Source organism: Microbacterium sp. Nx66 (assembly GCF_904066215.1).
GTDB classification, from domain to species: Bacteria; Actinomycetota; Actinomycetes; order Actinomycetales; family Microbacteriaceae; genus Microbacterium; species Microbacterium meiriae.
The window spans coordinates 2633643-2645842 of the sequence record NZ_LR880474.1; the positions used below are offsets into that span (position 1 = coordinate 2633643).

Genomic DNA, 12200 nt, shown 5'->3' on the forward strand with positions numbered 1-12200 from the left:
TGCCGCCCCGCGCATGTGACGGCTCAGGCCGGCGCAGGCGGAACGGGCGTCACCGGACGCAGGCGGCCTCCGGTGGCGGCGAACCAGCAGCCGATGATGATCAGCGGGAATCCGAGGAGGAGACCAGGGGTGAGGGGCTCGGCGAGCACGATCGCCCCGAGCACGATCGCCACGACCGGGTTCACGTAGGTGAACAGCGGCGCCCTGACCGGTCCGACCTCGCGGATCAGCGCGAAGAAGGCCAGGAAGGCCAGCGCCGTGCAGATCACGGCGAGGGCGAGCAGGGCGCCGATCGACGGGAGCGTCGGCACCTCATGCTGAGTGAGCAGCCCGATCGGGAGGTAGAAGAGGCCGATCATGAGCAGCGACAGCGTGATCGTGCCGAGTGAGGGGACGTCGTTCAGCTTGCGCGCCACGATGAACGGCGCGATCGCGTAGAGCACCGCGACGAGCAGCACCTCCCCGGCCGCGAGCAGGCTCACCTCTCCCCCGAAGAGCCCGGGACCCGCCACGACGATGGCCACACCGATGAAGCCGACCAGAAGACCGATGCCGCGGGCGGGACGCAGCACGCCGCGGTCGCCGCCGCCCAGCGCGATGAGGGCGGCGAACAGCGGCACCGTGGCCACGAGGAGTCCGGTCATGCCGGAGGGCAGTGTCATCTCGGCGTGTCCGAGGAGGAGGAACGGTCCGGCCATCTCCACGGCCCCGAACGCCAGCACCCACGGCCAGTGCCGGAGCGCCGCACGGAGGGCGCCGCTGCGCAGGGCGAACGGCAGCAGGAGGAGCGCGGCGATCAGCGTCCGTCCGGCGACGATCGCCGGCGGGGAGATCGAGTCCACCGCCACGCTGATGAAGAGGTAGGGCACGCCCCACAGCAGGGCCATGGCCCCGAAGAGCAGCCAGCCCCGGCGGGAGAAGCCGGACTGCGGGGTCACAGCACGCGCCGGCCCTCGAAGGCCCGGCCCAGCGTCACCTCGTCCGCGTACTCGAGGTCGCCGCCGACCGGGAGGCCCGAGGCGAGCCGTGAGACCGTGATCTGCATCGTCGTGAGGAGCCGGCTCAGATAGCTCGCCGTCGCCTCCCCCTCCAGGTTGGGGTTCGTGGCGATGATGACCTCCTGCACGGTGCCGTCGGCGAGTCGCGTCATGAGCTGGGCGATCCGGAGGTCGTCCGGCCCGATGCCCGCGATGGGGCTGATCGCGCCGCCGAGCACGTGGTACAGGCCGCGGAACTCCCGTGTGCGCTCGATCGCCGCGACGTCCTTCGCGTCCTCGACCACGCAGATCAGCGCCTGGTTGCGGCGGGGGTCGCGGCAGATCGCGCACCGCTCCTGCTCCGCGACGTTGCCGCAGATCTCGCAGAACCGGACGCGGATGCGGATCTCGGTCAGCAGCTCCGCGAGACGGGCGACGTCGAACGTCGGCGTCTGCAGGATATGGAACGCGATGCGCTGCGCCGACTTCGGGCCGATACCGGGAAGGCGGCCGAACTCGTCGATCAGCTCTTGGACGATGCCGTCGTACATCAGGAGAACCTCGTGGGGGGCTCGTAGGGCTCTTCGCGAAGGAACGTCGCGCCGAGCACCTGGCGGATCACGGCCTCACCGTAGCGCTGCACGCCGCCCGCGGCGGGGGTGCGCTCGATGACGACCGGCGGAGCAGCCGCGGGGGCCGTGCGCGCGGCAGCCTGCGGGGCCGCCGTCGGTGTCGTCCGCGGGGAGGGAGGGCGGTCGTACGGAGCCGGGGGCTCGTAGGCCGGATCGTACGGCGGCTCCTCGTCGAACGCGGGAGCGTCGTCATCGCCCGGCAGCGGCGGCTCGTCGCGGTCGACCCTGCCGTCGGCCGGCGGGGTCGGGGCGGCGGAGGCGGCCTCGACCTCCTCCGGCTCGTCGTCGACGGCGAGGGGCGCCGCGGGGGCGGCGGCCGGTGTCGCGGCGTCAGCGGTCGGGATGGAGGCGACCGCCCACTCCGTCACGGGAGCGGTGGCGGCGCGCGTCTGCGGGCGGGAGGGCCGTGCTGACGCAGGCTCCGATGCGGGAGCGGCGTCGGCCGGCGCGGTGGATCCGGACGAGGCCGGCTGCCGCGGCGCACCGCCGGGTGGCATCGGTGCCGGGAGGTACTTGACACGTACCCCGACCTCCTGCTCGATGGCTGTGCGGAGGTGGTCGGAGGGGCCGGATCCCGGCGTGGTCCCCTTGAACTTCGCGACGTCATGCTGGCTCGTGAACCCGAGGGTCAGCACCTCGGAATCGCCGTCGTAGGCGAGGGGCTGCACGGCGGTCGCGAGCAGCCAGGACGTGCGGCTGATGCCTTCCAGACGCTTCAGCACGGCCGGCCAGGCGTCGCGGACGCGCTCGAACGTGACGGGAGCGGACGGCGCGGAGGACGACTGCGGGGTCGGAGCGGGCTGGGGCTCCGGAGCGTGGCCGGGCTCGGGAGTGCTCTCGGGCTCCGGGGTGCGCTCAGGCTCCGGAGCGGGCGTATGCTCGGGCGCGTCTGCAGGGGCGGTCGGAGCAGATGGAGCCGACGCCGCGGGCGCCGAGGGCGCCGCCGGAGCGGGCGTCCTCCCCGTGTCGGATGCGACGGTCGGAGACGGCGTCGCGGTCGCCGGCGGGACCACCGGCGGGTGCGTGGTGGCCGGCGGGTGCAGCGCGCCCGACGCGGCGGTGCCGGACGCCGCCGAGCCTCCGGGTGCGGCGGCGAGGACACGAGCGACCATGAGTTCGAGGTGGAGCCGCGGCGATGTGGCTCCGGACATGTCGTCCAGTGCCGCGCTGACCACGTCGGCGGTACGCGAGAGGCGCGCGGCGCCGAACGACTCGGCCTGCCGGCGCATCCGGTCGAGCTCGTCCTCCGCGATGCCGCGGAGGACGGCGGAGGCACCGGAGCCGACGGCGGCGATCACGATGAGATCGCGCAGGCGCTCCAGCAGGTCGTCGACGAAGCGCCGCGGGTCCTGGCCGGTCTGCACGACGCGGTCGATGGCGGGGAAGGCGGTCGCGGCGTCGCCCGCCGCCAGCGCATCGACGATCTCGTCGAGGAGGGCCCCGTGGGTGTACCCGAGCAGCGCCACCGCGCGCGCGTAGCCGACGGTGACGGTCTCCGAGCCGGCCGGGGCGTCCGAGCCCGCGATGAGCTGGTCCAGCAGCGACAGCGTGTCGCGGGGCGAGCCTCCTCCGGCGCGGACGACGAGCGGCAGCACACCCTGCTCGACGATCACGCCCTCTTCCGCACACAGCTTCTCGACGTACTCGAGCATCGCAGCGGGCGGGACCAGTCGGAACGGATAGTGGTGGGTGCGCGAGCGGATCGTGCCCAGCACCTTCTCGGGCTCCGTCGTGGCGAAGATGAACTTGACGTGCGGCGGGGGCTCCTCCACCAGCTTCAGCAGCGCGTTGAAGCCCTGCGGGGTGACCATGTGCGCCTCGTCGAGGATGAAGATCTTGAAGCGGTCGCGGCTCGGAGCGAAGGTGGCCCGTTCCCGCAGGTCGCGGGCGTCATCGACGCCGTTGTGGCTCGCCGCGTCGATCTCGACGACGTCGAGCGATCCCCCGCCCGCCCTGGACAGCTCGACGCAGCTCGGGCACGTCCCGCAGGGGGTGTCGGTCGGCCCTTCCGCGCAGTTGAGGCAACGGGCGAGGATGCGCGCCGAGGTGGTCTTGCCGCAGCCACGCGGACCGGAGAACAGATAGGCGTGACCCACACGGTCGCCGCGCAGCGCGGTCATGAGCGGATCGGTCACCTGCGACTGCCCGATCATCTCGCCGAACGTCTCGGGTCGGTAGCGGCGGTAGAGGGCTGTGGTCACCCCTCCAGCCTACGGCGTGCCACCGACGTTGCTCCCCTCTCGCTCGACCCGGCCTCTTTAACGCGAACCACCCCGTTGCGGACGTCCGCAACGGGGTGGGACGCACGCAACGGGGTGGGTCGGCGGTCAGTCGATCGGCTCGATGACGGGGATGGCGCTCGTGATCACCGGGACCGAGGCGGAGAGCCGGGTGCCGTCGTCGCGGCGGGCGTCGGCGAACTCCTGCAGCGTCGGGCGACCGGGGATCACGGGTCCCTGGTTCGCGAGCGGCACGATGACGTCGTCCTCCAGGGTCGCGATGTAGGCGTTGTCGCGCACGCTGAACGGCACCGGAGGACCGCTGCGCACCTGCACCCGCAGCTCGTGCCGCGTGACGGTCACCTGCATCGCCGTGCCCTGCCACTGCAGCGGGAACGACAGCGAGGGCCAGGACTCCGGGAGCCGCGGGTCGAAGCTGAGGTCGCCGCCGTAGTCGCGCATCCCACCGAAACCGCACACGAGGGCCGTCCACACCCCACCCGCCGAGGCGACGTGCACGCCGTCGGCCGCGTTGTGGTGCAGGTCGTGCAGATCGACGAACAGCGACTGCTCGAAGTACTTCTGCGCGAGGTCCTGGTAGCCCACCTCCGCCGCGAGGATCGACTGCACGACCGCCGACAGGGTCGAATCGCCCGTCGTCAGCGGGTCGTAGTAGTCGAAGTCGGCCTTCTTCTCCTCGGGCGAGAAGTGGTTGCCCTGCAGGAACAGCGCCAACACCACGTCGGCCTGCTTGAGCACCTGGAAGCGGTAGATCACGAGCGGGTGGAAGTGCAGCAGCAGCGGACGCTGGTCGGCCGGGGTGTTCGCGAGGTCCCAGACCTCCCGCTCCAGGAACAGCGAGTCCTGCGGGTGGATGCCGAGGCTCTCGCTGTACGGGATGTACATCGCCTCCGCCGCCCGCTCCCAGGACTCCGCCTCACCGGATCCGAGACCCGTCCGCTCGACGAGGGCCGCGTAGTCCTCCGGGTAGCTGTCGCGGATCTCCCGCACGACCTTGGCCGCGTAGCGGAGGTTGTACCGCGCCATGACGTTCGTGTACAGGTTGTCGTTCACGACGGTCGTGTACTCGTCCGGGCCGGTGACGCCGTGGATGTGGAACGTCTGGAGGCCATCGCCGGCACCGGACTGCTCCACGAGCCGCGACCCCCGCCAGAAGCCGAGGGTGGCCCAGAGCCGCGCGGTCTCGATCGCGACGTCGGCACCCTCGCGACGCAAAAACGCCTCGTCCCCGGTCGCCCGCACGTACTTGCCCAGCGCGAAGCTGATGTCGGCGTTGATGTGGTACTGCGCCGTGCCGGCGGCGTAGTACGCCGAGGCCTCCTCGCCGTTGATCGTGCGCCACGGGAACAGTGCGCCGGCCTCGTTGAGCTGGGCGGCCCGGCGACGCGCGGCGGGGAGCATCTTCACCCGGGCCCGCAGCGCGTTGTAGGCCCACCGCGGCGTCGTGTAGGTGAGGAAGGGGAGCACGTAGATCTCGGTGTCCCAGAAGTAGTGGCCGCTGTAGCCGGAGCCGGTCAGCCCCTTGGCGGGGACGCCGGCGCCGTCGGCCCTTGCCGAGGCCTGCGCGAGCTGGAACAGGCACCAGCGGGTGGCCTGCTGCAGGTCGTCGCGCCCGCCGATCTGCACGTCGCTGCGCTCCCAGAACGCGTCGAGCCACTCGCGCTGACGACGGAACACCGTCTCCACGCCCTCGTCCGCGGCCCGGTCGAGGGACCGACGGCAGCGGTCGACGAGCTCCCGCGGGGGCACCCCGCGGGAGGAGTGGTAGCTGACGAGCTTGGTGATCGTGATGGGGACGCCGGCCTTCGCCTGCACACGGAAGACGTTCTTGGCGATGTCCGGCTCGATGAGCGTCCGGACGTTGTAGTCGTTCTCCGTCTCGATGATGTGATCGGCGACGACGGCGACGGTCATCCCGGACGCGGCGACCCGATACGACAGGGCGGAGCGCAGGCCGTCCTGCCAGTGCTCGGCCGGCTGCAGCACACGGTCCGCGATGCGCTCGGCCTTGCGCGGGTCGAAGGCGGCGCCCTTGGTCGTCATCGGAGAGCCGGCATACACGCCCGCCCCGTCCTGACGGTTGAGGAGCTGGCAGCTGATCGTGACCGGGGCGTTGGCGTTCTCGACGACGACCTCGAGCCGCAGCACCGCGAGGTGGCGCTCCTCGAAGCTCACGAGACGCTGATCCCGCATGCGCACCCGCTTGCCGGAAGGCGTCTCCCAGACCACGCGCCGCTCCAGCACGCCCGTGCGCATGTCGAGCGTGCGGGCGTACTCGCGCACGTCCGCGTCGTCGAGGGAGATCGGCTCGTCGTCGACGTAGAGCCGCATCACCTTGGCGTCGGGGGCGTTGACGATGGTCTGGCCGACCTCGGCGAAGCCGTAGGCCTGCTCGGCGTGCCGGATGGGCCAGGTCTCGTGCAGACCGTTGATGAAGGTGCCGTGCTCCTGCGCGCCACGCCCCTCGATGTGGTTGCCCCGGAGCCCGAGGTAGCCGTTGCCGACCGAGAACAGCGTCTCGCCGACGCCCTCCTCCGAGTAGCGCGTCTCGATGAGACGCCACGGGTCGACGGGGAAGCGGTCGCGGTCGATCATGCGGTCTCCGGGGTGTCGGTACGGGTGGCGGGAAGCAGGACGCCGAGGTCGTCGACGACGTGGGTGGCTCCGGCGGCCCGGAGCGCGTCGGCGCCCGCTCCGCGGTCGACGCCGATGACCACGGCATACCCCGCCGCGGCGGCGGAGGCGGCACCGGAGGTGGCGTCCTCGACGGCGATGCTGCGGGCCGGGTCGACGCCGAGGGCCGTGGCGCCGGCGGCGAACATGTCGGCAGCGGGCTTGGAGGCGAGGTGCTCGCGCTCGGCGACGACGCCGTCGATCACGACGCGGAAGAAGGAGCGGATGCCGGCGGCCGCCAGCACCTCCTCGGCGTTCTTCGAGCTGGAGACGACGCCGAGCGGGATCCCGGCGGCGTGCAGCGCCTCGACCACGGCGAGGGAGCCGGGGAACGGAGCGATGCCCTGGCTGCGGAGGGAGGTCGCGAACGCGGCGTTCTTGCGGTTGCCGATCCCGCAGATGGTCTCGGCCGACGGGTCGTCGTCCACCGAGCCCCACGGCACCTCGACGTTGCGGCTGCGCAGCAGACTCGCGACGCCGTCGTAGCGCTTCTTGCCGTCGACGTAGGCGAAGTAGTCCTCGTCGGTGTACGGCGGAGTGATGTCCCAGCGGGCGAAGACGTCGTCGAAGACCGCCTTCCAGGCGCGCATGTGCACCTCGGCGGTCGGCGTGAGGACGCCGTCGAGGTCGAACAGCACACCGTCGGCGTGGAACAGGTCGGGCAGCGCGTGTGGCACAGAGCCTCCAGGAGAAGGACGAGGGTAGGGTCGGCACCTCTCCGTGCCACTGTGCAAGCGTAATGGCGGTGACGCGCGCGGGGTAACCCCGGACCGGGATCAGAGCATCTCGGCGGTCTGCCTGGCGATCTGCAGCTCCTCGTCGGTGGGGACGACGAGGACCGTCACGGCGGACGCATCCGTGGAGATGACACGGATGCCGCGCTCCTTCGCCTCGTTGCGGGCGGGATCGATCTCGATCCCCGCGAAGCCGAGCGTCGCCATCGCCGCTGCCCGCACAGGGGCCGCGTTCTCGCCCACGCCGGCGGTGAAGGACACGACGTCGACCCCGCCCAGCTGGGCGATGTAGGCGCCGGCGTAGGCCCGGAGACGGTGGACGTACACGTCGAAAGCGAGTGTCGCGGCCTCTTCGCCCGCAGCGACCCCGGCGAGGATGTCGCGCATGTCGCTGCGACCGGCGAGGCCGGCCAGCCCGCTGCGGGTGTTCAGGAGCGCGTCGAGGTCGTCGATCGTGTAGCCGGCACGGCGCGACAGGTGCACGAGGGCGGCCGGATCGAGGTCGCCCGAGCGCGTCCCCATGACGAGCCCCTCGAGCGGGGTGAGTCCCATCGACGTCTCCACCGAGCGGCCGCCCTCGATCGCGGTGACCGAGGCGCCGTTGCCGAGGTGGAACACGAGCTGCCGCAGGGAGCTGAGATCGCGCCCGAGGAAACGCGCGGCGGCCGCGCTGACGTACTGGTGGCTCGTGCCGTGGAAGCCGTATCGACGGACCCGGTGCGCGGCGGCGAGCTGCGCGTCGATCGCGTAGGTGTAGGCCGCCGGCGGGAGCGTCTGATGGAACGCCGTGTCGAACACCGCGACGTGCGGGACGTCGGCGAACACGGCGCGGGCCGCCCGGATGCCGGCGAGGTTCGCGGGGTTGTGCAGCGGTGCCAGCACGGCGAGCTCGTCGATCTGCCGCTCGACGTCGGCGTCGATCAGGGTCGGCGCGTAGAAGCGCGCCCCACCGTGCACGACCCGATGCCCCACCGCGACCGGCGGATGGGCATCGAGCGAAGGACCGTGCGCGGCGAACTGCGCGCGCATGACCTCGAAGGCCGCAGCGTGGTCGGGGATGGGCTGCTCGTCGCGGTAGGTGGCGTCGAGCATCGTGGCCGACGGTCCGTCACCCGGCTCCGGGCGCACGGTGTGGGCGACAGGGCTGGACTCCTGTCCGATGCGCTCGATGAGCCCGCTGGCGAGTTCGTCCTCGTGCGCGGTGTCGATGAGGCTGTACTTCAGCGAGGACGACCCGCTGTTGATGACGAGGATCGCGCTCACGCCCCCTCCCCCGATCGCTCGTCGCCCTGGGCCTGGATCGCCGTGATGGCCACCGTGTTCACGATGTCGTCGACGAGCGCACCGCGGGACAGGTCGTTGATGGGCTTGTTGAGCCCCTGGAGCACTGGACCGATGGCCACGGCGCCGGCGGAGCGCTGCACCGCCTTGTAGGTGTTGTTGCCGGTGTTGAGGTCGGGGAAGACGAACACGGTCGCCCGCCCCGCCACCGCCGAGTCCGGCAGCTTGGCCTTGGCGACCGCCGCGTCGGCGGCGGCGTCGTACTGGATGGGGCCCTCCACCAGGAGTTCGGGAGCGCGCTCGCGCACGAGTGCCGTCGCCGCCCTGACCTTGTCGACGTCGGCTCCCGACCCGGACTCACCAGTGGAGTACGACAGCATCGCCACGCGGGGGTCGATGCCGAACTGCCGGGCGGTGGTGGCGGACGAGATCGCGATGTCGGCGAGCTGTTCGGCCGTGGGATCGGGGATGACCGCGCAGTCGCCGTACACGAGCACGCGGTCGGCGAGGGCCATGAGGAACACGCTGGAGACGACGTTCACACCCGGCTTCGTCTTGATGATCTCGAAGGACGGACGGATCGTGTGCGCCGTGGTGTGCGCGGCACCGGAGACCATGCCGTCGGCGAGTCCGAGGTGCACCATCATCGTCCCGAAGTAGGAGACGTCCGTGACGGTGTCGGCGGCCTGCGCGAGCGTGATCCCCTTGTGGGCGCGCAACCGGGCGTACTCGGCGGCGAAGCGCTCCACGAGGGCCGGGTCGGTGGGGCTCACCACGTGCGCACCGGCGATGTCGAGGCCGAGCTCCGCCGCCCGCGCACGGATCGCGCCGTCGTCGCCGAGGATGGTCAGCTCCGCCACCTCACGGGACAGCAGCGCCGCCGCCGCGCGGAGGATGCGGTCGTCGTCGCCCTCGGGGAGGACGATATGGCGACGGTCGGACCGCGCGCGCTCCATCAGTCCGTACTGGAACATGAGCGGTGTGACGACGTGCGACTCGGCGAGCCCGAGCTGCTCGGTGAGCTCGGCCACGTCGACATGCGCCTGGAAGAGTCCGAGTGCCCGGTCGTAGCGACCGCGCGAGTCGGCGGAGATGCGACCGCGGGCGCCCATCACCCGTACCGCCGTGTCGTAGGTGCCGAGGTCGGTGGTGATGATCGGCACCGAGGAGGCGAAGCCGTCGAGCAGCTGGAGGATCGGTCCGGGCAGGGGGAAGGGACCGTTGAGGATGATCCCGGCGATCCGCGGGAACGTGCCGGAGGAGTCGGCGAGGAGGGCGGCGAGCAGCACCTCGGTGCGGTCGGCGGGGATCACGACGACGGCCTCGTCGGTGAGACGCGGCAGGACGTTCACCATCGACATCCCGGCCACGACGATGGACAGCGCGACCGCGGTCAGGCGATCCTCGTCGCCCTTGAGCAGCGTCCCGTCGACGGCGGAGACGATGCCGCGGATGGACGGTGCGACGAGCGCGCGGTCCTCGGGCAGCGCCCAGACCGGGGTGCCGGCGGGAAGGACGGCGCGCACCGCGTCGACGATGGCATCGAGCCCGTCCGGGTCGGCCCTGTTCACGGCCACCGCGAACAGCTCCGCGCGCTCCTCGGCGAGTTCCGGCAGCGCGAGGGCGGCGATCTGGCCCACGGCGGCAGGCACCCGCGCGGTCGTGGTGCCGAGCTGCTCGGCCTGCCGCTGCTGGTCGCGCCCGCTCAGCACGAGCAGGACGGGGGCGCCGAGGTTCGCCGCGATCCGGGCGTTGAAGCCGAGCTCGGCGGGGCTCGCGACGTCGGTGTAGTCGCTGCCGACGATCACCACCGCGTCGCACTGCGCCTCGACGGCCTTGAAGCGGGCGACGATGGTCGACAGCGCGCCCTCCGGATCGGCGCGCACATCGTCGTAGGTGACGCCGATGCAGTCCTCGTAGTCGAGCTGGACGCCGTCATGGGCGAGCAGCAGCTCGAGGATCTCGTCGCGCTCCGCGACCGCCCGGGCGATCGGGCGGAAGACCCCGACGCGCGGTGACACGCGCATCAGCGCGTCGAGCGCCCCCAGGGCGATCGTCGACTTCCCGGTGTGGCCTTCGGCCGAGGTGATGTAGATGCTCCGCGACACGGCTCCAGCTTAGGCGGGCGCCCCGACACCGCACCCCACAGCTGCCGTGACAATCGCGGCGGTCACTCGCACGGGCCGGAGAGCACGTCGACGACCGCCGTCGCGTCCTCCTGATACCGCGTGTAGTAGTCCCGATCGGTGTTCACCTGCACCCGGTGGATGGCATGCGAGGGCGCCATCGACGGCCAGTCGGGCACGCGTCCGAGGCGCTCGAAGAACAACCGGGCGGCGGTGGCCGGATCCATCCGCTGCTCCACGCTCCCCCACCAGTCCTGTTGCTGGAAGAGGCCGATGCTCGTCGTGCGCGATCCATCCGGATTGGTCCAGCCGCGCGTCTCCCAGTCCCCGTAGTCGATGTTGCGCAGACTGCTCTCGCCCATCGCGGTCATGACGCCGAGGATCTGGCCGTCCCGCGCGAACCCGAGCTCGTCGGCGGTGCGGATGATGGTCGCAGCGTTCTCGAGCTGTTCACCGCTCCATCCGGCCACCCCTGCCTGGGGGAAGGTCGACGGACGGTCGAGGCAGACCGGCGCCGGATCCCTCGCCAGCCCCAGCGGGATGAGCACGAGCAGCGCCGCCCCCGCGGCTATCACGGCGGCGGACACGGCGACGCGCCGCAGGATCCGCTTCCGCTGTGCGCGCCGGGCGGCTCGACGGCGGGCCTCGCGGCGTCGGCGGTTGGCGGCCTCGCGCGACGCGGCGGGCCGCCGGGTCGACGTGGTCCGCGTCCCCGTCGTCCCTCTCGTGCGCGGAGCCGTCATCGTCCGACGGCGCGGCGCTGGTCGGGACGCCGTCCGGCGAGCGCGGCCGCACCGCCCCCGATGGCACCGAACAGATGGCCCTGCCAGGACACGCCGTCCGCCACTCCGAACACCCCGGCCAGCATGGTGCCGCCGTACAGGCCGACCACGACGACCGCGATCACCGCGTAGAGGATGCGATGCGCCACGCGGCCGGGGGCGAACACCCGCATCACCACGTAGCCGAAGTAGCCGAACACGAGTCCGGAGGCGCCGACCGTCAGCGTGCCGGGCGCGTTCACGAGCCAGGTCCCGAGCCCGCCGACGACCGCGACGATCACGGTGACCGCCCAAAATCGGCGCGTGCCCTCGACGGCCACCAGGCAGCCCAGCACGAGGAACGGGACGGAGTTCGCGATCAGATGCGCCCAGCTCGCGTGCAGCAGCGGGGCGAACACGATCCCGAGCAGCCCGGCGGGATCCCACGAGCGGATGCCGAGGCCGCTGAACGAGCCCGGCAGCACGGCGTCCGCGAACTGCACCGCCCACATCGCCGCGAGCAGCAGCACGGGCGACGCGAATCGCCGCAGCGGATGCTCGGGTCTGGCCGGCGGAGGAACGGTCACCGCTCGATTGTCGCAGGCGCACCCTGCGGCCGGCTGGACGCGGGCAAAAGAAAAGACCCTCCGCGCACCCAGCAGAGCCCGGTTACCCTTGCTGCGTTTCCGCCCTGGGGGAATTGGCCTGGATGCCGCCACGCGGAGAGCCGTCGTCCACTCTACCCGACACCGACCGGCGCGATGACACACCGCACT

At 71.8% G+C, this 12200-nt stretch carries 9 protein-coding genes and 1 other RNA gene; all 10 read right to left on the minus strand.

Annotated elements, in window-relative coordinates:
• Window positions 1-23: 23 nt before the first annotated feature.
• The 10 genes from MICNX66_RS12620 to ffs all read right to left on the minus strand — a co-directional run bounded on the left by MICNX66_RS12620 (window position 24) and on the right by ffs (window position 12156).
• Window positions 24-938, minus strand: coding sequence for a DMT family transporter (locus MICNX66_RS12620; RefSeq protein ID WP_187662162.1), 915 nt, complete (start codon window positions 936-938; stop codon window positions 24-26).
• The gene (recR, locus tag MICNX66_RS12625) at window positions 935-1528 is read right to left on the minus strand and encodes a recombination mediator RecR (protein WP_025104255.1); all 594 of its coding nucleotides are present in this window, start codon (window positions 1526-1528) and stop codon (window positions 935-937) included. The genes MICNX66_RS12620 and recR overlap by 4 nt, the downstream gene beginning before the upstream one ends.
• Window positions 1528-3810, minus strand: a complete 2283-nt coding sequence (locus MICNX66_RS12630) for a DNA polymerase III subunit gamma and tau (protein WP_187662163.1) — start codon at window positions 3808-3810, stop codon at window positions 1528-1530. The genes recR and MICNX66_RS12630 overlap by 1 nt, the downstream gene beginning before the upstream one ends.
• A 126-nt stretch (window positions 3811-3936) precedes the next feature.
• Window positions 3937-6444, minus strand: a complete 2508-nt coding sequence (locus MICNX66_RS12635; RefSeq protein WP_187662164.1) for a glycoside hydrolase family 65 protein — start codon at window positions 6442-6444, stop codon at window positions 3937-3939.
• Window positions 6441-7199, minus strand: a complete 759-nt coding sequence (locus MICNX66_RS12640; RefSeq protein ID WP_187662165.1) for a beta-phosphoglucomutase family hydrolase — start codon at window positions 7197-7199, stop codon at window positions 6441-6443. The genes MICNX66_RS12635 and MICNX66_RS12640 overlap by 4 nt, the downstream gene beginning before the upstream one ends.
• Window positions 7200-7298: 99 nt before the next feature.
• Window positions 7299-8519, minus strand: coding sequence for an acetate/propionate family kinase (locus MICNX66_RS12645; protein ID WP_187662166.1), 1221 nt, complete (start codon window positions 8517-8519; stop codon window positions 7299-7301).
• Complete coding sequence (gene pta, locus MICNX66_RS12650) at window positions 8516-10645, minus strand: phosphate acetyltransferase (RefSeq protein ID WP_187662167.1); 2130 nt, start codon at window positions 10643-10645, stop codon at window positions 8516-8518. The genes MICNX66_RS12645 and pta overlap by 4 nt, the downstream gene beginning before the upstream one ends.
• Window positions 10646-10707: 62 nt before the next feature.
• Complete coding sequence (locus MICNX66_RS12655; protein WP_232089081.1) at window positions 10708-11406, minus strand: hypothetical protein; 699 nt, start codon at window positions 11404-11406, stop codon at window positions 10708-10710.
• Window positions 11403-12011 carry a rhomboid family intramembrane serine protease gene (locus tag MICNX66_RS12660; RefSeq protein ID WP_187662168.1) on the minus strand — a complete coding sequence of 203 codons (609 nt, stop codon included), beginning with the start codon at window positions 12009-12011 and terminating at the stop codon, window positions 11403-11405. The genes MICNX66_RS12655 and MICNX66_RS12660 overlap by 4 nt, the downstream gene beginning before the upstream one ends.
• 48 nt (window positions 12012-12059) lie before the next feature.
• An RNA gene (gene ffs / locus MICNX66_RS12665) (signal recognition particle sRNA small type) lies at window positions 12060-12156 on the minus strand.
• Window positions 12157-12200 lie beyond the last annotated feature (44 nt).